Source organism: Neobacillus sp. GCM10027624 (assembly GCF_042675345.1).
GTDB classification, from domain to species: Bacteria; Bacillota; Bacilli; order Bacillales; family Cytobacillaceae; genus Neobacillus; species Neobacillus cucumis_D.
The window spans coordinates 47,009-69,918 of the sequence record NZ_JBHTHD010000002.1 but is presented as its reverse complement, the minus strand read 5'-3'; the positions used below and the strand labels follow the sequence as shown (position 1 = coordinate 69,918).

Here is a 22,910-nt window from a genome sequence, read left to right as displayed (position 1 = left end):
ATAAAAAAACTATTAATTATTCGTAATGCATTCCTCGAAGAAATTGTGTCTTATGATTTCTCTATTTAAAATAAAAAAACCACCAAGATGGTGGTTTTTCTTTACCTTAATTTTCCTCTTCGCTTTTCCCTTAAATATTGAACAAAGTTTAGGAAGCTTTTACTTCGATACTCTTCGTAACTGCTTGTTTTTGCTTTGCGGGTTTAATAATATTGAACACAATATTTAAGAAAATAGCTGTTAAGCTCCCAGCAACAATTCCGCTATTCGTAAGGATTTTCACACCATCCGGAAGGTGTTTAAATAAATCAGGCACTGCCGTTACGCCTAATCCCATCCCGACTGAACAAGCGATAATTAGTAGGTTTTCTTGGGAAGTAAAGTCAATTTTACTAAGCATCTTAATCCCGGAAGCAATCACCATACCAAACATAGCAATCATTGCACCGCCAAGAACCGCTGTAGGTATAACCGTTGTTAACGCAGCGATTTTTGGTACAAAGCCTAAAAATACAAGGATTCCGGCCATTGTGTAGATCACGCTTTTACTTTTTACACCTGAAAATTGAACAAGCCCTACGTTCTGTGAATAAGTTGTATATGGAAAAGAATTAAATAAAGCTCCAAGGATACTTGCGAGACCTTCCGCACGATACCCTTTCACTAAATCCTTTTCGGATAATTTTCTCCCAGTAATATCACTTAAAGCAAAGTATACACCTGATGACTCGATTAAGCTGACAATGGCTACCAATGTCATAGTAATAATTGGCGCCAATTCAAAAGAAGGGGCAGCAAAGTGTAATGGACTTACCATATGGAACCATGAAGCCTCTCCAACAGAAGAAAAGTTTACTTTTCCCATTAAAGTAGCAGCAATCGTACCAGCAATCAAACCTAAAAGAATCGAAATCGAACGAATAAATCCTTTCGAGAAGCGGTAAAGCAAGATAATAAATAATAAAGTCCCAAATGCAAGAGCAAGATTTGTTCGAGAACCAAAATCAGGACTGCCTTGTCCGCCGGCAACATTATTCATCGCAACCGGAATTAGGGTTAGGCCAATAATTGTAACAACCGACCCTGTTACAATAGGAGGAAAGAAACGAATCAGTTTTCCAAAAAAGCTGGCAATGAGAATGACAATTAAGCCTGAAATCAAAATCGAACCATAGATGGAAGATAGACCGTATTGACTGCCAATCGCAATAATGGGTCCAACAGCCGTGAACGTACAACCAAGAACGATTGGAAGACCAATTCCGAAAAAGCGATTCTGCCACACTTGCAATAACGTGGCAATCCCGCTTGTCAGAATATCAAGCGATACGAGATACGCTAATTGTTTACCTGAAAAATGAAGGGCGCTGCCGATGATTAGAGGAACGATTACGGCTCCGGCATACATTGCCAATACATGTTGAATTCCTAAAGAGGCAATTTTAAAAGGATTTTGTTTCATTAGACTAACTCCTCCACTTTTTCATTTACAAATGTTACTTCTCCGTTTGATAGTTTGGCGATTCTTGCCAATGATTCAACCCTAAAACCAAGATCCTTTAACTTTTGAGCACCTGGCTGGAAGGACTTTTCAATGACAATGCCAATACCAGCGACCTTGGCATTTGTCATTTCAACTAGATTGACCAATCCAAGTGCAGCCTCACCGTTTGCAATGAAGTCATCGATAATAAGGATTCGGTCATCCTCGGATATATATTTTTTTGAAATGGAGATATCATTAGATTCTTGCTTCGTAAAGGAATACACTCTTGTTGTCAGCATGGCTTCGAACAATGTTAATGATTTGCTTTTTTTAGCAAAGATCACAGGAACATTCATATGCAATCCAGCCATTACAGCAGGAGCAATCCCTGAAGTTTCAATTGTTACAATTTTTGTTATTCCCTCATTGGCAAAAAGAGACGCAAATTCCTTGCCAATTTCGTTCATTAAGTGAGGATCAATTTGGTGATTCAAAAAGGAATCAACCTTTAAAACATTTTCATTAAGGGCATTCCCGTCCGCTATAATTCTTTCTTCCAATAATTTCATTGGTTAAACCTCCTAAAATAATAAAAGCCCAAAGGTCCGCTCACATCAAAATTGAGTGAGGCAATGACCTTTGGGCTTGAATTCCAAGAGGAAACAAGTGGTGCGCAATTCAGGAAGAAGAGCGCGTTTCATTGCCCACTCATAGTCAGATTGTTTACGGCAATCCGGTAGAAACTTGCAGGCCATATCCCTGCGATTATATGAGTGAAACGGTTTTAAATTTATTCACATTATAACCACGATGAAAAGGTAAAATCAATCCTTTTTTAATAAAAAAGCGAATAATATTTTATTTTTTAAAAATATCGTTCGTGTTTGAAAACGTTTTTTAAATACATAGGTTATGATTGAATATTCATTCATTTTCAGCTACTATATAATAGTGAGAAGTCTGTTCAGAAAATTCTAAATTGAAAAGAGGGGTAAAATGAACAAATCCATACCAGAAAACTGGTGGACTCAATTGCGTTTACCGATTATCTCTGCACCGATGTTCTTAGTATCAGGCCCTGATTTAGTCAAAAATTGCTGTTTGAATGGGGTCATTGGTTCATTTCCAGCACCAAATGCACGGCCGATTGAAGTACTTGACCAATGGATGGGGCAATTAAACACGGAATTAGAAGCGGCGAAAACGCAGGATCCCGGCCGTAAAATCGCACCATGGGCGATGAACATGGTTGTACATAGCTCATATGGTAGACTGCTGGAGGAAATTGAATTAGTTAAAAAGCATCAGCCCCAGCTGGTTATCACCTCGCTAGGCAGTCCGAAGATTGTCGTTGAAATCGTACATGAATATGGCGGTCTTGTTTTTTCAGATGTAAGTGATGTGAAATTCGCAAAAAAAGCGGCGGAAGCAGGAGTTGACGGACTCATTTTAGTGGCAAGCGGGGCAGGCGGGCATGCCGGTCAAATCAACGGCTTTGCTTTTGTAGATATTGTGCGCTCCTTCTGGGATGGAATCATCGTACTTGCCGGTGCGATTTCGACCGGAAAGGGAATTTTAGCGGCACAAGCAGCAGGAGCAGACCTTGCCTATATGGGTACAAGATTCATTGTAGCAAAAGAAAGTATGGCCCGTGATGAATACCGAGAGATGCTTGTCGAAGCTACCCAAGAGGATATCATTTTGACAGACGCCTTTTCTGGGGTAAAGGCGAATATGTTAATTCCAAGCATTGTAAAAGCAGGACTTGATCCGGCCCAACTTGCAAAAAAAGAAAAAATTGATTTTAATCATATGCAGCAAGAACCAAATGTCAAAGCTTGGCGCGATATCTGGTCTGCTGGACATGGCGTCGGAGCAATCGATAAAATCGAAACGGCTGGAGAAATTATTGAGCGGTTAGAGGTAGAATACCAAGATGCTCTTCAAAAAGTGAACAAAGCAGCTGAAAAATTATCCATTCAAAAAGTGAAATAAATACGGAAAGAACCTATCCAGCGGGTAGGTTCTTTTATTTTTTCTTTTTCACCATTTTTACGATCTTGTACCCTGGTTTTACTTTTACTTTTTTCGTTTCGCTATTTGTTTTTACCTGATACATTGTAAATTTTTTGGGCTGATGTTCTAAAAGGTCAATCTTTTTTACCGTTTCTTTACGGAAATGCTTATGTATTTTTTTCATTTGCTTATCCCGTTTTTCACCATAAAAAAAATCATACGTAAAAATGAATAAATAGATAAATGCTCCACCAATAAGGATGGTATAGAGCAGAGAAGAAAGAAATGACACAAAAAACACCCTTTCTGTTACGTTCATTCGAGTAAGTCTATTATACCGTTTTTTCTTTCCAATAAAATTATTTTTATATAATGAAAATTCAAAGGATTTAATCCAAATATCCTTCACGCAAATATCCTGTTTTTGAAATGGTTACCCTAAAGGAGTAAATAAAAAATTTTTTAAAAATTTGTCCTCTAGGTATGAACATTTTGAAAAAAGTATGATAAAGTAATTAACAAGAATGCTTTTATATAGGCAATTGAGTTGAATTCCAGTGTCCGCGTCCAGTAGACAATCGTGCTCTGGATAACGACAAATAACCGCTGATTTGATAGGGAGGTATAAAAATGTCCAGTCATATTTTGGAGCATTTTTTAAATGAAAATCTTGAAGATTTAAAGGGAAAAGGTCTATACAATGTTATTGACCCTTTAGAAAGTCCAAATGGTCCTGTCATTACGATTAATGGGAAGGAGCTTGTGAATCTTTCTTCAAATAATTATTTAGGTTTAGCAACAGACGAGCGTTTGAAACAAGCTGCAAAAGAAGCGATCGAACAATACGGTGTCGGAGCCGGTGCCGTCCGTACCATTAATGGTACGCTCAAGCTTCATGTAGAACTAGAGAAAAAATTAGCAGAATTTAAACATACAGAAGCTGCGATTGCTTATCAGTCTGGTTTTAACTGTAATATGGCAGCGATTTCAGCAGTTATGGATAAAAATGATGCGATTCTCTCTGACGAATTGAACCATGCCTCCATTATAGATGGATGCCGTTTATCCAAAGCGAAAATTATCCGCTTTAACCACTCCGATATGGAAGATTTACGGGCGAGAGCGAAAGAAGCAATGGAATCAGGCCTTTACAATAAAATAATGGTCATTACAGATGGCGTATTTTCCATGGACGGCGATGTCGCCCTATTACCGGAAATCGTAAAAATTGCTGAAGAATTTGATTTAATTACGTATGTCGATGATGCCCATGGATCAGGTGTACTTGGTGAGGGAGCTGGGACTGTAAAGCATTTCGGTTTATCCGATAAAATTGATTTCCAAATCGGTACGCTTTCTAAAGCAATCGGTGTCGTCGGCGGATATGTGGCTGGTAAGAAAAATTTAATCGACTGGTTAAAGGTTCGCAGCCGTCCATTCCTTTTTTCAACTTCCTTAACCCCTGCAGATGTTGCAGCAAGTAAAAAATCGATTGAAATTTTAATGGAAAGCACCGAACTGAATCAAAAGCTTTGGGAGAATGGAAATTATCTGAAAAAAGGCTTGAAGGAATTGGGCTTTAATATCGGCAATAGTGAAACGCCAATCACTCCATGTATTATTGGGGACGAATCGTTAACCCAAGCATTTAGTAAACGTTTAAATGAAGAAGGCGTATATGCTAAAGCGATTGTATTCCCAACGGTACCGCAGGGAACAGGCCGTGTTCGTAACATGCCAACTGCTGCCCATACCAAAGAAATGCTTGATAAAGCCATATCCATTTACGAAAAAGTCGGTAAGGAAATGGGTGTCATTTAATCTTTCTATATACATCATGGTGAAGAGGACGGGGGATTTAATATGAAAAGAATTTTAATCACAGGAGCATTGGGGCAAATTGGTTCTGAATTAACAATGCGTCTTAGAGAAATCTACGGAGCAGACAATGTAATTGCCACGGATATAAAAAAGAGCGATAACTTAAATTTCGAAAGTGGCCCCTTCGAAATTTTAGATGTAACGGACGGAAAACGGATGGTTGAAATCGCAAAAAAATATAATGTGGATACGATCATGCATTTAGCTGCACTTTTATCCGCTACAGCAGAAGCAAAGCCATTATTCGCTTGGAATTTAAATATGGGTGGACTTATGAATGCCCTTGAAACAGCAAGAGAGGTAAATGCCCAATTTTTCACACCAAGTTCCATTGGTGCATTCGGACCAACTACTCCTAAAGACCAAACACCCCAGGATACGATTATGCGGCCAACAACCATGTATGGGGTAAACAAAGTTGCTGGGGAGTTATTGGCTGATTACTATCACCAAAGGTTCGGAGTGGATACACGCGGCGTGCGTTTCCCGGGGTTAATTTCGTATGTAGCACTGCCTGGCGGCGGAACAACCGATTATGCAGTTGAAATCTATTATGAAGCAATTAAAAATGGCAGATATACCTCCTATATTGATAAAGGCACCTACATGGATATGATGTATATGCCGGATGCATTGAATACCATCATCGATTTAATGGAAGCAGATTCTTCAAAACTGATTCACCGAAATGCCTTTAATGTCACAGCTATGAGTTTTGCACCTGAGGATATCGCAGCAAGTATCATGAAGTATATCCCAAACTTTAAAATGGCCTATAATCCAGATCCTGTTCGCCAAAAAATTGCAGATAGCTGGCCAAATTCAATTGATGCCACCGCTGCAAAACAAGAATGGGGCTTTAAATTTGAATATGATTTGGACAAAATGACCCAAGATATGATTGAAAAATTATCCCAAAAACTGCAAATAAGAAAGATGGCATAAATAAACAGCGAAGCAGATGCTTCGCTGTTTATTTTCTTACATAAATTAATTTTTCCCTATTCTCAGTGACATGTCCGATGATCGATGCTTGGGCAAGTCCATTCGTATGAAGATTTTCGATATATGTTCGTGCATCCTTTTCATTCAATGAAACCAGTAAACCACCAGAGGTAATGGCATCACAAAGAACAAGTTGTTCATCTGGATGAATTTCCTCATAAACAACATCATCCTGAAGCCATTTATGATTAGATTTCGATCCGCCCGGTACGACACCATCCTTAGCTAGCTCGATGGCTCCTTCAAGGATTGGAACTTGGGAGAACGAAATTTCAAAGCTTACACCACTGCCGCGAGCCATTTCACTGCCATGACCGAGCAGACCAAAACCAGTGACATCTGTTACAGCGTGTGGATGGAAGTTCGTTAAAACCTCTGCAGCCGTTTTATTAAGCGTCGCCATCGTTTCGGTTACTGATTGTTCTTGTTCCTTCGTAACCACATTTCTTTTAATTCCGGTTGTAAGTATACCCACACCGATTGGTTTTGTTAAAACAAGAGCATCACCTGGTTTGGCACCGACATTTTTCCACACCTTATTCGGATGTACAATACCAGTCACAGAGAGACCGAATTTCGGTTCTTGATCATCAATCGAGTGGCCGCCCACTGTTAAGGCACCTGATTCTTTTACCTTATCCGCTGCCCCCCGTAGAATTTCGGAAAGCATATCCGGCCCGAGCTTCTTGATCGGATAGCCGACAATATTCATAACGGTTTTCGGTTGTCCGCCCATGGCATAGACATCACTTAATGCGTTTGCGGCCGCAATCTGTCCGAACATATAGGGGTCATCCACGATTGGCGTAAAATAATCTAAGGTTTGAATGAGTGCGATTGAGTCTGTTAATTGAAATACACCGGCATCATCGGACGTTTCATGTCCAACAAGTAATTCCGGTACAGGGTCTTGTTTTGGCAATAGACGCAAAACTTGCGCCAGGTCCTCAGGACCAATTTTGCAGCCTCAGCCAGCTTTTGTTGACAATGAGGTTAGGCGAATTTTTTCTTGTTCACTCATACTGTCCACCTCCATCTACCTAGTATAACTCTTTCAGGTTATTTGCGCACGAATGGTGCAAAATAATTGCTGTAATATAAGGGATAAGGTAGAATGTTTTTACTATCTTGATGTAGCAAAATAGGAGGTCTGTATGAAAAATTATCATGTAATTGTTGAATTTTGCATGCAATGAAACTTCGCACCAAAAGCTGCGAGTTTCGCAGAAGAATTATTTACCCACTTTAATAGAAATATTAAAAAGATGGAATTAATACCTGCTTCAGGAGGGGTTTTTGAAGTTACCGTTGATGGAATAAAAATATATTCCAAGGATGAAACGGGCGTCTTTCCTGATACAGACGAAATCATCAAAACAATCGAAAGCATGTAAAAAAGCCCTCAAGTCCATAAGATGGATTTGAGGGCTTTTTAATTGCTGATAATAGTATTATGTAAACTGCAACAAAAAAAAGAAAAACGGTTACGGAAGTGTAATAAAACGATCGTTTCCTCCACCTTTTTCTATTTTGGAGATAAATATTTCTAATATACCATTTTGAAAAAAGGCACAGACTTTCTGATTTTTAATCGGAAAGGGGAAGTCAATGGTTCTTATCTTTTTAATGTTTGAAGAGAGAGTTTGTTTTCGTGCCGTTATAATTAGCTTCATATCCTCCACTTTTACGGAAAGTTCCGCTGCTTTAAAATCATCTAATACGGCTTCCACAATCCAGTCTTTTTCTGTTTCATAAAGGTCAATCCGGAATTGGGTCATGTCACAATAGGAGGTTAATGGGTCTAGAAAGTAATTTTCTAACCATTTTTCCATTTGCTCCAAATCATAACATTGCTCATCTTTCTTTCTATTCAAAGCGATTCCCCCTTGCTTGGTTTATTTTATTCAAACTATCGTGAAATGTGAAAAATGCTATAATAGGGCATAAGTATCAATTTAAAGGAGTTATTAAGGTGAAACAATGGTTACGTTCGATCCCAGCTGTTCATGAATTGCAGAACTACCCGCAATTTTTAACCCTCCTTGAAGAGCGGGGTTTAGATTTTAATCAATTAACGAAGCAGTTAAAAGAGGTACTGGATCAAATAAGAAATGAATTGTTAAAAGAAACCTGGAAGGGTGCAATGCCTGGTTCCAGTACGTTTATTGATGATGTATTTTTTTGTCTTACAGGAAAAGTAGAAAAACAATTCACCTATACATTAGAAAAAGTTATTAATGCTACAGGGACGATTTTACATACAAATCTTGGCCGTGCAAGGCTAAGTGAACATGCAATCGAACATGTCGTCGAAACCGCAAGGAATTACTCAAATCTTGAGTATTTAATTGATGAAGGAAAACGCGGTTCACGTCACACTCATGTGGAAGCCTTGTTAAAAGAAATCACAGGTGCTGAAGCAGTGATGGTGGTTAACAATAATGCAGCTGCCGTTTATCTAGTGTTATCTGCGTTGGCAAAAAATAAGGAGGTTATTGTCTCACGCGGGCAGCTCGTTGAAATCGGCGGTTCCTTTCGCATTTCTTCGATAATGGAGGAAAGTGGTGCCAGGCTTGTAGAGGTAGGAACGACGAATAAAACGCATCTCTTCGATTATGAAGAGGCGATAACTCCAGACACTTCAATTGTTATGAAGGTTCATACGAGTAATTTTAAGGTAATTGGTTTTACAAAATCAGTTGCAACAGAGGAACTAATTCAATTAACTAGAAATCACGAACAAATTATTTTTTACGAAGACTTAGGCAGTGGTGCTCTTTTTGATTTCCGAAAACACGGGATTGGAGAGGAACCGCTTGTAAAAGAATTGATTGCAATGGGTGCGGATCTTTTAACCTTTAGTGGAGATAAACTGCTGGGCGGGCCGCAAGCGGGAATCATTGCCGGCAAAAAAGAACGAATCGATCAATTAAAAAAACATCAGCTGGCTAGAGTGGTTCGGGTGGATAAGATGACTTTGGCGGCTCTAGAGGGCACTTTAATGGATTATGTCCGGGGAGAAAAGGGGCTGCAGCATATCCCGACAATCCGTGATTTACTTGTTTCTGTCACTGAATTAGACGAACGATCACAGGAATTTGTTTCAAAGCTTATAGCTAGGACAAGTCAATTTGATGCAAAAATTTTTCCTGGAAGCAGTCAAGTGGGCGGGGGCACAATGCCTGATGTCGAGGTTCCGACAATGGTTATTGCTTTAAAACATAAAACATTAACAGCTGTACAACTTGGTAGAAAATTGCGGACCGAATCAGAACCTGCGATTATCGGACGGATTCACAATGATGAGTTTTTAATTGATTTACGAACTGTTACGCCGGAAGAAGAAGCTTTAATATTAAATGCTTTAACCGCAAGAGACCCCTTTTAAGAAAAAGGGGGGCTTTTTTAACTTCTATAATAAATTTTCGACTTTGAGAATTGTCCAGCTTAAGCGCCTGGTCCTCCAGCACTTGCCTTAGGCTGACCAAGGCGCATCCGCTTTTCTACATATCATGGTGCGAGTTATGCTTGGCCCGCGTATGATTGCGATTCTTCACTTTATGAGAACCGCTCATTGGTTCCGGCTGGCCGGATTGTTTTGTAGCATTTTTACGCATATCTTTACCATCGTTTTTGTTCACCATTTTTTCATCCCTCCTCTTTTATTAGGATGCTGTGAAGACCAATTTTTCATGCCTGAATATTTTTTTGGGTTCTGTGCAATTTAACGGTAAATAAAATGAAGGGGTGAAACATAGATATGCAAAAAAATCCTTACCATAAGGACAAACAACAGGCTTTCCAGGCTGCCCAGCAGGGATATGAAAATGCTCAAGGTCTTTATTATGATATTGTTACCGATAGTGCAAGTTACGGTCATCAGCTGAAGCATTTGAAAGATGAAGTGAATGAAGCTTATCAGCAAATTGAAAATGCATTAGAAGTTGCCTCTGAACACCAAAGAGCCCAGCTGGAACGCTTTCAGCAAGATCTTCAATCAATGGTTTCGGAAGTAAACCAATAGGAATAGGCAAAATAAAAGCAGGGGGGAGACCTCCTGCTTTATTGATTCTTTTTTCGTTTTTTATTGTTCATTCTCTCTTTTACTGTCAACGGCTCTTTTGCGATTTCTTCGTTAAATCCTGCACCTTGTCCTTGAGCGCTCGCTGCATTTGCTCCCGGAATGACATGATTCGCCTTGCGTTTTCCCATACCAACCACCTCCTTATCTGTTAATATTTCCTTTGAGCCTAAAAACATGACATCAAAAAGTTTTTTTGACATAATAATAACGAGTACAAAGAATTCCCGACAAAGGAGAATCATCTTAGCCCTATAACATTTTCAAAATATTTCGAACTCTTTTTATGAAAGAGTATAAGTAAAACTTATCGACTACAATAACTTTCTTGTTATTTACTTATGTTAAAGGTTGTATTAAGATAAGAATTGTGAGAAAAGTTGGGGTAAAAGAGAATATTCACACTTTTCGTTTATTTTTGTATTTAGTTAAGAATGAGGGGGTTAAACTCATGGTAAAAAATGATGTTTATAACGCAAAATCTTCTTTTGAAGCAAACGGTAAACGTTATCACTATTATCGTTTAAATGCGTTAGAAGAAGCTGGTATTGGAAAGGTTTCGAAATTACCTTATTCCGTAAAAGTACTACTTGAATCAGTACTTCGCCAATATGATGGCCGTGTTATTACAAAAGAGCATGTTGAAAACTTAGCAAAATGGGGAACAAACGAGCTAAAAGAAGTAGATGTTCCATTTAAACCGGCTCGTGTTATTCTTCAAGACTTCACAGGTGTTCCTGCTGTCGTTGACCTTGCTTCCTTAAGAAAAGCAATGGCTGACCTTGGTGGAGACCCAGACAAAATTAATCCAGAAAAAACAGTTGACCTTGTTATCGACCACTCTGTACAAGTAGATGCATATGGTTCAGCTGATTCATTAAGAATTAACATGGATTATGAATTCGAACGTAATGCTGAGCGTTACCAATTCTTAAGCTGGGCACAAAAATCCTTTAACAACTACCGTGCCGTGCCGCCTGCAACTGGTATCGTTCACCAAGTAAACTTAGAATTCTTAGCAGATGTTGTCCATGTTGCTGAAGTGGACGGCGAATTAGAAACTTACCCAGATACACTAGTAGGTACTGACTCTCATACAACCATGATCAATGGTCTTGGAGTATTAGGCTGGGGCGTTGGCGGTATCGAGGCTGAAGCAGGAATGCTTGGACAGCCTTCATATTTCCCTGTTCCTGAAGTAGTTGGGGTTAAATTAGTAGGTGAGCTTCCAAACGGGGCAACTGCAACTGACCTTGCTCTTAAAGTAACACAAGTACTTCGTAAGCATGGTGTAGTTGGTAAATTCGTAGAATATTTCGGACCTGGGGTATCTACATTACCACTTGCTGACCGTGCTACCATTGCAAACATGGCTCCTGAATATGGTGCAACATGTGGTTTCTTCCCAATCGATGGGGAATCCCTTGAATACTTACGCCTAACTGGCCGTGATGCAGAACAAATAAATGTAGTAGAACAATACTGCAAAGCAAACGGATTATTCTTTGATCCATCTGTTGAGCCAGTTTATACAAGTGTAATCGAAATCGACCTTTCTGCGATTGAAGCGAATCTTTCTGGTCCTAAGCGTCCACAAGATTTAATCCCTCTTTCAAAAATGAAAGAAGAGTTCGTTAAAGCGGTATCTGCTCCTCAAGGAAACCAAGGCTTTGGCTTACAAGCTGACGAACTTGAGAAATCTGCTACCATTAAGTTTAACAATGGCGACGAAGCAGATATTAAAACGGGTGCAGTTGCAATTGCATCGATTACAAGCTGTACAAATACATCTAACCCATACGTTCTAGTTGGCGCAGGACTTGTTGCGAAGAAAGCTGTTGAACTTGGAATGGAAGTTCCTAAGTTTGTAAAAACTTCTTTAGCACCAGGATCTAAAGTCGTAACTGGTTACCTTCGCGATTCCGGTTTACTTCCATACTTAGAGCAAATTGGCTTTAACCTTGTTGGTTACGGCTGTACAACATGTATCGGTAACTCCGGTCCTTTAAAAGAAGAAATCGAAAAAACAATCGCTGAAAACGATCTACTAGTTACATCTGTACTTTCAGGTAACCGTAACTTTGAAGGCCGTATTCATCCGCTTGTAAAAGCAAACTACCTTGCTTCACCACCGCTAGTTGTTGCATATGCACTTGCTGGTACAGTGAACATTGACTTTGCTAACGAGCCAATCGGAAAAGATAAAGATGGCAACGATGTATTCTTCAAGGATGTTTGGCCGTCTACTGCTGAAGTAAATGATGTTGTTAAACGTACCGTTACACCAGAACTATTCCGTAAAGAATATGAAAATGTCTTTGGTGATAACGAACGTTGGAACGAAATCAAAACAAGCAATGAGCCATTATACACTTGGGATGAAGATTCTACTTACATTGCAAATCCGCCATTCTTTGAAGGATTATCACCAGAGCCTGGCAAAGTAGAACCATTAACAGGTCTTCGTATTGTTGGTAAGTTCGGTGACTCTGTAACAACTGACCATATTTCACCTGCAGGAGCTATTGGTAAAAATACTCCAGCTGGTAAATATCTATTAGAAAAAGGCGTTCAGCCACGTGACTTTAACTCTTACGGTTCTCGCCGTGGTAACCATGAAGTTATGATGCGCGGAACATTTGCGAACATCCGTATTCGTAACCAAATTGCTCCTGGCACAGAAGGTGGCTTCACAACTTACTGGCCAACTGGCGAAGTTACATCTATCTACGATGCTTGCATGAAGTACAAAGAAAACGGCACTGGCTTAATGGTTATTGCTGGTAAAGACTACGGAATGGGCTCTTCACGTGACTGGGCTGCCAAAGGTACTAACCTTTTAGGCATTAAAACAGTTCTTGCTGAAAGCTTTGAGCGTATTCACCGTTCAAACCTTGTGTTAATGGGCGTGCTTCCACTTCAATTTAAAGAAGGCGACAACGCTGAAACACTTGGTTTAACTGGTAAAGAAACATTCGAAGTACAAGTAGACGAAAACGTAAAACCACGTGATCTTCTAAAAGTTACTGCGACTGACGAAGCTGGAAACAAAAAAGAATTCGAAGTAGTTGTACGTTTCGACTCTGAAGTTGAAATCGACTACTACCGTCACGGCGGTATTCTACAAATGGTATTACGTGAAAAATTACAAGAAGCGTAATCTTATGTTAAAACCACCATGTCAATCAGGCATGGTGGTTTTTTACAAGAAATGAATTGACAATTTCAAAGAGAATACCATAATATAGTATTACTAAACGAAAAGGAATGATAAAGAGGCATGAAGTTTTAATCTTATGATTCAGCTCATATTTCGAATAACCGAAAAATGATGAACCTGAAGAATAGGATTAATCTGTCCTTTTTACGTCCATAATTTGATTTTACCCTTAAATGCCTTAAAAGGTTTTTTTCTGCGCATTTTTTGGGAACTTCTTATAAATGTGACATAACTCTCTTCAGGTTCATTGAAGGGGGTTTTTTTATGTTTAATGAATCCATGACAGTTTTAAAGGCAACAGGAATAGAAAAAAGCTTTGATGCAAGAAAAATATTTGACCAAGTTGATTTCGAGGTAAAAAAGGAAGAAAGAATCGGTTTAGTCGGCTATAACGGGACAGGAAAGACTACACTAGCAAATTTAATTTTAGGCAGGCTAAAACCGGACAAAGGAACGATTGAAATCGCGAATGACTGTAAGATTGGTTTTCTTTCACAATCCATTGATTATGAATTTACGAGCTTTGGCAGTTCCTTGGTGGAAAAAAATGATTTATACGAACATACAAGTGAGCTAGGCCTTGGAAAGGTCTATGATTGGGAGGAGCACCGGTTAGAGAATTTAAGCGGAGGTGAGAAGTTAAAGCTTGCGCTATCTCTGATTTGGTCCAGCAAGCCAGATTTTTTAATCCTAGATGAACCGACCAATCATTTAGATTTAAAGGGGATTAATTGGTTAGTTGCTGAATTGAAAAAATTTCAGGGACCGGTATTAATCATCTCACACGATCGTTATTTTTTAGATAAAACTGTAAATCGAATTATTGAAATAGAAAATAAGAAACTTAATTTTTACAACGGAAATTATCGTGAATATCGTAAGGAAAAACAAAAAAGGACGGAGGACCAGCTTCATAAATATACCGTTCAGCAGAAGAAGCAGGAAAAAATCGAATTACAAATAGACCAATTAAAATCTTGGTCTGATCAAGCACACCGCAATTCAACAAAGCAGGGAAGGGATTTTGGTTTAAAGGAATATCACCGCGTTAAGGCGAAAAAGCGTGATAGTCAGCTCAAATCGAAAATGAAACGGCTACAAAATGAATTAAGTAAAAGTAAAATTGAGAAACCCGCAGAAGAAGCAAAGGTTCGCTTTCAGTTTGAAGCCGAAGGAAAGAGAGGAAAACGAATCATTGAGGTAAAGGATTTAGGAAAGACCTATGAGAATCGGACCCTGTTTCGGGACACTAATTTCTATATAAACCACGGGGAACGAATCGGATTGTTTGGCGAAAATGGCTGTGGGAAAACCACATTAATCCGAATGGTTTTAGATCAAGAACCGCCTTCGCACGGGATGGTTTGGAAAAGTGACTCGATTAAAATTGCTTATCTTAGTCAGGATGTTCACGACCTGCCAGAAGAAAAAACAGCGATTGAAGCATTTGGCCTTACCGAGCGGAAAGACCTTTACCGCGCCAGAACCTTATTAGCCAATCTTGGATTAAAAGAGGAGCTCATCACCAAGCCAATTGCCACCCTTAGTTTAGGTGAGCGTACAAGAGTGAAATTGGTGGATATGCTTATGAAAGAATATGATGTTCTTATCCTAGACGAACCAACCAATCATCTTGATTTGCCAAGCAGGGAACAATTAGAAAAAACATTAGCGGAATTTACTGGGACTATTATTACGGTGTCTCATGATCATTTTTTTCTCAATAAAATATGCGATAAGCTTTTAGTTTTTGAAAATCAAAAAATCCAGCGCCTTGAGATTAAACCGGAAGAATATCTGAATAAGGAAAAAACCACTGAAAAGGCCAGTAAAAAAGAGGAATTATTGGTCATTGAGAATCGATTAGCAACCGTAATTGGAGAATTATCGCTTCTTGATCAAAATCATCCGAAATATATTGAATTGGATCGTGAATTCAAAGAGCTTTTAGCTCAAAAAAAGGATCTTATCAGGTAATTTTCTAGCAATTCAACCAATTAAAAGGATAATGAAAAGTCTTGCATCTATCGAAGATATTGATAAAATTACTAGGGAAGCAATAATTCATGAAATCGAGTATTTGTTTAGATTAAAGAGGAGATGGGTTAAACATGACAGAAACATTTTTACAATCAGTTTTCTTCGAAAATGGTGTATTGAAAATACTTGACCAAACAAAAATTCCTAATGTAACGGAATTTCTAGAGATTACAAAAATTGAAGATGCCTGGGATGCCATTAAGCAATTAAAGGTCCGCGGAGCACCTGCGATCGGGATTGCTGCTGCCTATGGTTTATTGCTCGGAATTAAAGATGCCCCAGATCATTCATTTGATGATTTTTATACTGCTTTTAAAAAGCAATCGGATTACCTGGCGACTTCGAGACCAACGGCAGTGAATTTATTCTGGGCGCTTAAACGGATGGATGAGAGAGCTAAAAAGGAAAAAGCTCGCCCTGTCGCACAAATAAAAGAAGCGCTTGAACAAGAAGCACACTTCATTCGAAACGAAGATGAAGAAGTTTGCCGAACCATCGGCGAGCATGCGCTTACCCTTTTACATGACGGAATGGGCATCCTTACTCACTGTAATGCTGGCGGAATTGCCACTGCAAGGTACGGTACAGCACTTGCGCCGCTTTATTTAGCAAAAGAACAAGGCTGGGATATAAAAGTATTCGCCGATGAAACTCGCCCACTTCTGCAAGGAGCACGCTTAACGGCATGGGAACTGATGCAGGCGGAAATCGATGTAACCTTAATAACTGATAATATGGCGGCAATGGTCATGCAAAAAGGCTGGGTACAGGCAGTTATCGTTGGCTGTGACCGTGTCGCTGCTAATGGAGATGTCGCGAATAAAATTGGTACGTACGGAGTTGCTCTGCTGGCAAAGGCACATAATATACCTTTTTACGTTGCTGCTCCGATTTCAACCATTGACTTGGAAACGAAAACAGGTGCTGATATTCCAATCGAGGAAAGGGATGCATCTGAAATTACTGAGGGATTTGGTAAAAGAACTGCTCCAGAGGGTGTAAAAGTATTTAACCCGGCATTTGATGTGACACCGCATGAATTCGTTACAGCTATTATTACAGAAAAGGGCATACTATCAGGTAACTACGAAGAAGAGCTTCCAAAACTTTTTCAATGATAAAGAATGGAAGGCAGGGTGCCAATGATTACGGAAATTAAATTTAAACAGCAAATATGTGAAATCGGAAAAAGGGTTTATCAAAAAGGCTTTGTTGCCGCAAATGATGGCAACATTTCCACTCGTGTCAGCGAGAACGAATTCCTCATTACACCTACCGGGGTGAGTAAAGGTTATATGACGCCGGAAATGATTGTGAAGGTCGATGGTCAGGGAAATGTTCTTGAAGGAGATTTTAAACCCACTTCCGAAATGAAAATGCATCTGCTTGTTTATCGAGAACGTCCAGATATTCATTCTGTTGTTCATGCTCACCCACCTTATGCAACAGCGTTTGCAATTGCTGGAATCCCGCTTGATCAAGCCATCATGCCCGAATCTGTTGTTTACTTAGGGAATATTCCGATTGCGGAATATGGTACACCATCAACGGAGGAAATTCCAGATGCCGTTAAAAAGCATGTGCATACCCATCAAGGGGTGCTACTCGAAAATCACGGCGCTCTAACATGGGGAACAAGTTTGGAGCATGCCTATTATTTGATGGAATCACTTGAATTTAGCGCAAAAATCAATTGGATTAGTAAACAAATGAATGGTGATCGTGAACTTTCGAAAAAGCACGTACAGAGACTTGTTGAAATGAAAATAGCAATGGGAATCATGGGCGAAACACCGATTGGTTCTGACGCTCCTGAAGGATCCCACGCCATAAAAAAATCCAAGGGTGTAGAATACTCATTATCTGACCATGATTTAAATTTGATTATTGAAAAGGTATCGAAAAATGTGATAGAAGCTTTAAAAATACAGGATTAAAAGCAAGCCACCTGAGCTTGCTTTTTCTTTTGAACAGGAAATGTTCACAGATTTGGCATATCCAATCTTTGTTTCAACAGAGTTTATAGTGTAAAATCGAAATAGCACAACATTGGGACGAAGGAGGTTTCGGGGATGGTTAAAAAAGTAATTGCCGCAGTCGTATTAATCACTTTGCTAACGGTAGCAATTGTTCAAGCGATGGATAAAAAGGCAGAGCCCGAAAGCACAACAACACAAACAACTGCTTCAGATGGACTGAAAGTCGGGGCAAAAGCACCTGATTTTGAATTAAAAACCCTTGCAGGAGATAAAATTAAGCTTTCTGATTTAAGAGGAAAGAAAGTAATGCTAAACTTCTGGGCAACCTGGTGTCCTCCTTGTAAAGCAGAAATGCCTGCGATGGAAAAATTCTATAAAGAAAAAGATAAAGACCTTGTCATTCTTGCCGTTAATATTGATCCGCAATTAGATGTCAAAGGTTTTGTTAATAAAAATAAAATTACCTTCCCGATTCTTCTAGATGAGGACGATCATGTAAATGAGACGTATCAAATTTTATCAATACCAACAACGTATTTTATTAATAGAAAAGGAATCATTGAAAATAAATTTACCGGTGGAATGGAATTAGCGCAAATGAAACAATTTGCGAATAAGCTACATTAAAACATTGGCCAACTAGCCAATGTTTTTCTTTTAACTAGTTTAAATAATAAAATTTTCAAAAAGTTGTAATAATTTCATCGGTTTTTGGGCATAATACCTGATAGAATAGTTAGCAAGGAAGGTGATAGACATGAGAAAACCAAGAAAACGCTCATTTGCAGAGCTTGTCTCTGAAAATAAAAATCAATTAATGAAGGATCATGCAGCATTGGAAAAAATCGAAGAACGTATTGAAGCAAAACGCCTAGGAAAAGCTGAATAAACTTTCAGTCATTACCAATTATGAACTCCTCCAAACAGGTTAAACTGTAAAAGAGGAGGGATACAAATGACGAATGCAAATGGAAAAGGTGAACATTTTGTTCCTAACCATATTGGTACACAATCACGTGGCTTTGGCGGAAACAAAGGAAAAAAAATGCAGGATACATCTGGCAAACACGCCCAGGTAATCCAAACAAAAGGCGAATAATGAAATCAAGACTCGTCGCTAACCACTTAGCAGCGGGTCTTTTTTTGTTTTAAATTTTTGTGATATTTTTCGCGCTTCGTTACAAACTATATCTGTATCACGAACAACTTTAATTGGAGGAATTTAAAATGACTTATAACAACCAGCCAAAACCAGATGATCGCAGCGATAACGCTGAAAAATTACAAAAGATGATTTCTGACACGGAACAAAATATCCATCAAGCAGAAGAATCCCTACAATTTACCGACAGCGAAACACAACGCCAGCAAATCGAAGCAAAAAATGACCGCCGCCGTGAAAGTATTCAATCATTTAAATCTGAAATTCAAGATGAAATCAATCAATAATCGAAAGACCTGTCCTTTGCGGCAGGTCTTTCTTTTTAATTTCCTGAATCACAAGTGCTTATGGTAATATAGAAAAGGAAATTAGGAAAAAGAAGTGATGAAGGTGATTCAACAAGAAATGGTAAACTGGGAAACCGAGCTTAGAGATAAAGGCTATATTGCAGAGGAAAGCCAACTAATCGAGGCATTACAAAAGGAAAGCAATCCACAGCTTCTTTCAAAACTGCTTACCCTTACTGCTCTTTCACGGATTGGCCGCAATCAGCACCAAACTCTCACAGTCCTCATGATGGAGAAAGCTCTTGAATTGGATCCAACCAATACAAAAGCAAAAGAATTTTTCATCCAATTTGAATGGAAAAAGAAAGAGCATTTACTTACCCCACTTTCCTTTCCCTCCATCAGAGAAACAGATAATCGGACAGCTAAAAAGAAAATTGCAGAAGAATATATACATATTTGCACAGTTTTTTTAGAAGAAACGGATGAGCATCTAAAAGAACTCGAAAACAATAGGGACATTGCATCATCAATTGATAACATAGAGCTCTATGAAAAGTACCTATTACTTTCCGAATATCTTCAAGAAGCCGTTAAAATCGTGGGAAACCTCCACAAAGCAGCAATAGAATACGATCAATCGATTACAGGAGTCTTTCATACATCCACCTATTACGAGGAATTAAAAACCCAATTATCCGCATTAGAAGAACTAAAAAAGCGGTGGCAGACATTTTTCCTCGAGATAAAACCGAATGAAAGTAAACTTGAAAAAAATGCACTTGACCAATTAAATGAAATGATTGGCATGGAACAGGTGAAAAAACGAGTAAATGATTTTTACCGGTTTTTGAAATATCAAAAACACCGCAAAGAACATGGATTTCACATAAAGGATGAGTTAATTCTTAATATGGTCCTAACCGGAAATCCCGGAACCGGTAAAACAACCATTGCCCGATTACTTGCTAGAATCTACCACGAGCTCGGAGTTTTACCGAGGGAGGAAGTAATCGAAGTGGACCGTGCACAATTAGTAGGTTCCTATGTTGGACAAACGGAAGAAAATGTCCGGACTGTTGTGGAACGGGCGATTGGCGGGGTGCTTTTTATTGACGAAGCTTATAGCTTGAAACGTGAAGGGCAGGCAGGAAATGACTATGGTCAAACAGCGATTGACACGCTTGTTTCGCTTATGACAGGGCAGGAATATGGCGGAAGATTTGCCGTTATTTTAGCCGGCTATCCGGAAGAGATGCGCTCGTTTTTAGATGCCAATCCTGGATTACGCAGCCGCTTTCCACAATCCAATCTTCTCCATTTACCAAACTATTCAAATGAAGAGTTAGTAATGATTGCTGAAAAAATTGCGGATGAGAATGACTATGTTTTGACTGAAGACGCCAAAATCGAAATTCAGCATCGGCTGGAGAAAGAACGGGTAGATGATACCTTTGGGAACGCCAGGACCGTCCGCAACATTGTTTTAGATGCGATATTTAAAAAGGGCTCCAAAGAAAATATTCCAGAGTTTTTTCATTTCATGATTCTGGGGAAAGAAGACTTCTTAATTGAAAAAACGGAGAATATGATTTCCCCCTATGTTAAATTGGGTCGTTTAATTGGCCTGGAATCATTAAAAGATGAGATTCAATCCCTCATCTCTTTCGTTAAAATGCAGCAATATCGAAGAAAGCAGCAGCTTCCAACCGTTCCTATACAGCTACATGCGGTTTTTACAGGAAACCCCGGAACAGGTAAAACAACGGTAGCGCAAATCTATGCTGAACTCTTACGGGATTGCGGCATTTTAAAAAGAGGCCATTTAATCGTTGCCAGCCGGGCAGATTTTGTGGCCGGATACGTGGGACAAACAGCTGGTAAAACGAAAAAGAAAATCAGAGAAGCATTAGGGGGAGTTCTATTTATTGATGAAGCTTATTCCTTGCTGGGGCATTCTAGCCATGATTTTGGAAAAGAAGTCATCGATACACTGGTGGATGAAATGACGAAGCAAAATGAAAATCTTGTGGTGGTTCTGGCAGGTTATCCAAATGAAATGGATCATCTCCTTGAAAGCAATCCAGGACTAAGGTCGAGATTTAAGAAGTTCTTTCTTTTCCCTGATTATTCACCGGAAGAACTATTAGCAATCATGGAAGCCTATGCAGAAGGTTTTCAATATCAAATCATAAGTGAAGCTCGTGAATTATTAAAAGATACTCTAGATGCGAAAAAATTCAACGGTAATGGACGTTTTGCAACAAACTTAGTAGATGAAATGATTCAAGCTCAGGCACTACGGCTGATGAAGGATCGATTAGTTGAAGAACTAGCAGAACAGGTCAATTTTATTACGCCTGAAGATGTAACGGTCGCCTTAAAAAAATAGAAATTAAATAAAAGGAATGGTTGAAAGTGGATCAATATTTTGTTTCAACAAGAGAAATACAGCTATACTATGCGGATACAGATGCCATGGGGGTCATCTATCACGCAAATTACTTAAAATTTTTTGAGCTTGGCCGGACAGGCATCATTGAAGACCTTGGCTATAACTATGTTGCTATGGAGGAAGCAGGTTTTTTTGCTCCGGTTTATGATGTTCAATGTACCTATAAAAAACCTCTCCGCTATGGGGATAAGGGTTTTGTGAAAACATGGGTGGAATTGAACGACGGCATTAAAACCGTATACGGCTATTCGATTGTAAATGGGGAAGATGAAGTTTGTGCAACTGGCACTACCACCCATATCATTGTTAAAAAAGAGAATTTCCGGCCAACTTCTTTTAAGAAGGCATTTCCGGAATGGTTTTTGAAATACGAGGAAATTAAGAAAAAGTAATCTGTAGCAGGGGTGAGCAGGGATGGCGTTTGGGATTAGAAGAGACGAACTGAATGAGTGGAAACGGAAAATTGATCGCGGTGAAATTGCTTTTTTGACCCATTATTGGCTTGATGACCGCTTCCCAGAATACAAAACCGTTACCAAAGTAGGCTGCAATGATTTGGAAAAATTAGCAGAGTGGGGCAGTAAATACGGACTGAAAAAGGAATGGATTGATCATCGAAAGGATGGCTATTCCCATTTTGACCTGCTTGGCAAGCGGCAAAAGGAAATACTCCAGGCAGAAGGCCTGCTTGATCATATTTGGGAGTAAATTTTATCCGTGGAGCGGAAGGACAAAATTTGCTGGAATTCCTAAAAAGTGTCCTTCTATCGGGGATGGAAAGACAAAATTTGCTTAAATTTATAAAAAATGTCCTTCCACCAAACCTGGAAAGACAAAAATCTCTTGAATATCAAAAAAGTGTCCTTCCAACCATCCTGGAAGGACACAACTCACAATAATTCAATAATAGTGTCCTTCCAAAATCTCGGACGGATATACCTCAATTACGTTCTTCCCTAAAAATATTAAAGAGTAGCCTTTTTGTACTCAATCACAGGCTCATCAGATCCAGCTGGCAGTTCAACGACTAAGTCATGCTCATCAAAATACCATTCATCTTTTTCTTCAATATAAAAGATAATCCCTTCAGCCTCTTTTTTTACAGCTAAATTTATCGGTTCTTCATTGGAAACTCCTAATGAGAAACCGCTTTGTACGTTGCTGCACCCGCCATACCGCGCAAAAAACCGGAGATAATCACCATTTGATAGGCCGAGTTCCTCTTTATACCAAGCCGCTGCATCCTTACTAATTTGAATGTTCATATGAAACTCCTTTCTAAAATCGCTACCACACAT

General features: G+C 39.1%; 24 protein-coding genes, 1 pseudogene and 1 riboswitch. Of the genes and pseudogenes, 17 read left to right on the top strand and 8 right to left on the bottom strand.

Annotated features, from left to right (window positions below; genetic code table 11):
• Positions 1 to 148: 148 nt before the first annotated feature.
• Both ACFQZ9_RS00355 and ACFQZ9_RS00350 read right to left on the bottom strand, forming a co-directional pair.
• Positions 149 to 1,462 carry a nucleobase:cation symporter-2 family protein gene (locus ACFQZ9_RS00355; protein WP_498941811.1) on the bottom strand — a complete coding sequence of 438 codons (1,314 nt, stop codon included), beginning with the start codon at positions 1,460 to 1,462 and terminating at the stop codon, positions 149 to 151.
• Positions 1,462 to 2,055, bottom strand: coding sequence for a xanthine phosphoribosyltransferase (locus tag ACFQZ9_RS00350; protein ID WP_198313216.1), 594 nt, complete (start codon positions 2,053 to 2,055; stop codon positions 1,462 to 1,464). Before ACFQZ9_RS00350 ends, ACFQZ9_RS00355 begins: the two co-directional genes overlap by 1 nt.
• Before the next feature lie 122 nt (positions 2,056 to 2,177).
• A riboswitch (purine riboswitch) is annotated at positions 2,178 to 2,279 on the bottom strand.
• 203 nt (positions 2,280 to 2,482) lie between these two features.
• On the opposite strand from ACFQZ9_RS00350, the gene ACFQZ9_RS00345 reads away from it, so the two are divergent.
• Entirely contained in the window at positions 2,483 to 3,481 is a 999-nt protein-coding gene (locus ACFQZ9_RS00345) for an NAD(P)H-dependent flavin oxidoreductase (protein ID WP_498941810.1), read from the top strand.
• Positions 3,482 to 3,515: 34 nt separating this feature from the next.
• Here ACFQZ9_RS00345 and ACFQZ9_RS00340 read toward each other — a convergent pair whose 3' ends face one another.
• Positions 3,516 to 3,794, bottom strand: coding sequence for a hypothetical protein (locus tag ACFQZ9_RS00340; protein WP_198313214.1), 279 nt, complete (start codon positions 3,792 to 3,794; stop codon positions 3,516 to 3,518).
• 338 nt (positions 3,795 to 4,132) lie between these two features.
• Between ACFQZ9_RS00340 and ACFQZ9_RS00335 the strand changes: the two genes are divergently transcribed.
• Both ACFQZ9_RS00335 and ACFQZ9_RS00330 read left to right on the top strand, forming a co-directional pair.
• Positions 4,133 to 5,323, top strand: a complete 1,191-nt coding sequence (locus tag ACFQZ9_RS00335; protein WP_498941808.1) for a PLP-dependent aspartate aminotransferase family protein — start codon at positions 4,133 to 4,135, stop codon at positions 5,321 to 5,323.
• Between the two features lie 42 nt (positions 5,324 to 5,365).
• Positions 5,366 to 6,328, top strand: a complete 963-nt coding sequence (locus ACFQZ9_RS00330; protein ID WP_498941806.1) for an L-threonine 3-dehydrogenase — start codon at positions 5,366 to 5,368, stop codon at positions 6,326 to 6,328.
• 28 nt (positions 6,329 to 6,356) lie between these two features.
• Here ACFQZ9_RS00330 and selD read toward each other — a convergent pair whose 3' ends face one another.
• Positions 6,357 to 7,409: a selenide, water dikinase SelD gene (selD, locus tag ACFQZ9_RS00325; RefSeq protein ID WP_498941804.1), complete on the bottom strand. Its 1,053-nt coding sequence runs from the start codon at positions 7,407 to 7,409 to the stop codon at positions 6,357 to 6,359.
• 187 nt (positions 7,410 to 7,596) lie between these two features.
• On the opposite strand from selD, the pseudogene ACFQZ9_RS00320 reads away from it, so the two are divergent.
• Positions 7,597 to 7,782, top strand: a pseudogene (locus tag ACFQZ9_RS00320) (Rdx family protein); the annotation flags it as partial.
• A 90-nt stretch (positions 7,783 to 7,872) separates the two neighbouring features.
• On the opposite strand, the gene ACFQZ9_RS00315 reads toward ACFQZ9_RS00320, so the two are convergent.
• Positions 7,873 to 8,262 carry an Hsp20/alpha crystallin family protein gene (locus ACFQZ9_RS00315; protein ID WP_498941802.1) on the bottom strand — a complete coding sequence of 130 codons (390 nt, stop codon included), beginning with the start codon at positions 8,260 to 8,262 and terminating at the stop codon, positions 7,873 to 7,875.
• Between the two features lie 98 nt (positions 8,263 to 8,360).
• Between ACFQZ9_RS00315 and selA the strand changes: the two genes are divergently transcribed.
• Entirely contained in the window at positions 8,361 to 9,776 is a 1,416-nt protein-coding gene (gene selA, locus ACFQZ9_RS00310) for an L-seryl-tRNA(Sec) selenium transferase (RefSeq protein WP_498941800.1), read from the top strand.
• Between the two features lie 115 nt (positions 9,777 to 9,891).
• Here selA and ACFQZ9_RS00305 read toward each other — a convergent pair whose 3' ends face one another.
• On the bottom strand, positions 9,892 to 10,032 hold the full coding sequence (locus ACFQZ9_RS00305) for a small acid-soluble spore protein P (RefSeq protein ID WP_198313209.1): 141 nt from the start codon (positions 10,030 to 10,032) through the stop codon (positions 9,892 to 9,894).
• A 116-nt stretch (positions 10,033 to 10,148) separates the two neighbouring features.
• On the opposite strand from ACFQZ9_RS00305, the gene ACFQZ9_RS00300 reads away from it, so the two are divergent.
• Positions 10,149 to 10,412 carry a hypothetical protein gene (locus tag ACFQZ9_RS00300; protein WP_026576419.1) on the top strand — a complete coding sequence of 88 codons (264 nt, stop codon included), beginning with the start codon at positions 10,149 to 10,151 and terminating at the stop codon, positions 10,410 to 10,412.
• A 38-nt stretch (positions 10,413 to 10,450) separates the two neighbouring features.
• Here ACFQZ9_RS00300 and sspO read toward each other — a convergent pair whose 3' ends face one another.
• Positions 10,451 to 10,600 (bottom strand): small acid-soluble spore protein SspO, encoded by a 150-nt coding sequence (gene sspO, locus ACFQZ9_RS00295; protein WP_198313208.1) that lies wholly within the window; start codon positions 10,598 to 10,600, stop codon positions 10,451 to 10,453.
• A gap of 320 nt (positions 10,601 to 10,920) precedes the next feature.
• Between sspO and acnA the strand changes: the two genes are divergently transcribed.
• The 11 genes from acnA to ACFQZ9_RS00240 all read left to right on the top strand — a co-directional run bounded on the left by acnA (position 10,921) and on the right by ACFQZ9_RS00240 (position 22,320).
• A complete protein-coding gene (acnA, locus tag ACFQZ9_RS00290; protein ID WP_198313207.1) occupies positions 10,921 to 13,629 on the top strand; it encodes an aconitate hydratase AcnA in 2,709 nt (902 codons plus the stop codon).
• Between the two features lie 324 nt (positions 13,630 to 13,953).
• A complete protein-coding gene (gene abc-f, locus ACFQZ9_RS00285; protein WP_498941798.1) occupies positions 13,954 to 15,666 on the top strand; it encodes a ribosomal protection-like ABC-F family protein in 1,713 nt (570 codons plus the stop codon).
• Between the two features lie 134 nt (positions 15,667 to 15,800).
• Positions 15,801 to 16,847 (top strand): S-methyl-5-thioribose-1-phosphate isomerase, encoded by a 1,047-nt coding sequence (gene mtnA, locus ACFQZ9_RS00280; RefSeq protein WP_498941797.1) that lies wholly within the window; start codon positions 15,801 to 15,803, stop codon positions 16,845 to 16,847.
• 24 nt (positions 16,848 to 16,871) lie between these two features.
• Positions 16,872 to 17,666 (top strand): class II aldolase/adducin family protein, encoded by a 795-nt coding sequence (locus ACFQZ9_RS00275; protein ID WP_498941795.1) that lies wholly within the window; start codon positions 16,872 to 16,874, stop codon positions 17,664 to 17,666.
• 135 nt (positions 17,667 to 17,801) lie between these two features.
• Positions 17,802 to 18,335 (top strand): redoxin domain-containing protein, encoded by a 534-nt coding sequence (locus tag ACFQZ9_RS00270; protein WP_198313204.1) that lies wholly within the window; start codon positions 17,802 to 17,804, stop codon positions 18,333 to 18,335.
• A 130-nt stretch (positions 18,336 to 18,465) separates the two neighbouring features.
• On the top strand, positions 18,466 to 18,597 hold the full coding sequence (locus tag ACFQZ9_RS00265; protein WP_026576412.1) for an FbpB family small basic protein: 132 nt from the start codon (positions 18,466 to 18,468) through the stop codon (positions 18,595 to 18,597).
• A gap of 66 nt (positions 18,598 to 18,663) precedes the next feature.
• Positions 18,664 to 18,807, top strand: coding sequence for an acid-soluble spore protein N (locus tag ACFQZ9_RS00260; protein WP_026576411.1), 144 nt, complete (start codon positions 18,664 to 18,666; stop codon positions 18,805 to 18,807).
• Between the two features lie 128 nt (positions 18,808 to 18,935).
• On the top strand, positions 18,936 to 19,157 hold the full coding sequence (gene tlp / locus ACFQZ9_RS00255; protein WP_198313203.1) for a small acid-soluble spore protein Tlp: 222 nt from the start codon (positions 18,936 to 18,938) through the stop codon (positions 19,155 to 19,157).
• Positions 19,158 to 19,254: 97 nt separating this feature from the next.
• Positions 19,255 to 21,549, top strand: a complete 2,295-nt coding sequence (locus ACFQZ9_RS00250) for an AAA family ATPase (protein WP_498941792.1) — start codon at positions 19,255 to 19,257, stop codon at positions 21,547 to 21,549.
• A gap of 26 nt (positions 21,550 to 21,575) precedes the next feature.
• Positions 21,576 to 22,004 carry an acyl-CoA thioesterase gene (locus ACFQZ9_RS00245; RefSeq protein ID WP_198313201.1) on the top strand — a complete coding sequence of 143 codons (429 nt, stop codon included), beginning with the start codon at positions 21,576 to 21,578 and terminating at the stop codon, positions 22,002 to 22,004.
• 22 nt (positions 22,005 to 22,026) lie between these two features.
• The gene (locus ACFQZ9_RS00240; protein WP_498941790.1) at positions 22,027 to 22,320 is read left to right on the top strand and encodes a hypothetical protein; all 294 of its coding nucleotides are present in this window, start codon (positions 22,027 to 22,029) and stop codon (positions 22,318 to 22,320) included.
• Between the two features lie 257 nt (positions 22,321 to 22,577).
• Here ACFQZ9_RS00240 and ACFQZ9_RS00235 read toward each other — a convergent pair whose 3' ends face one another.
• Positions 22,578 to 22,877, bottom strand: a complete 300-nt coding sequence (locus tag ACFQZ9_RS00235; RefSeq protein WP_198313199.1) for a HesB/YadR/YfhF family protein — start codon at positions 22,875 to 22,877, stop codon at positions 22,578 to 22,580.
• Positions 22,878 to 22,910: the final 33 nt, after the last annotated feature.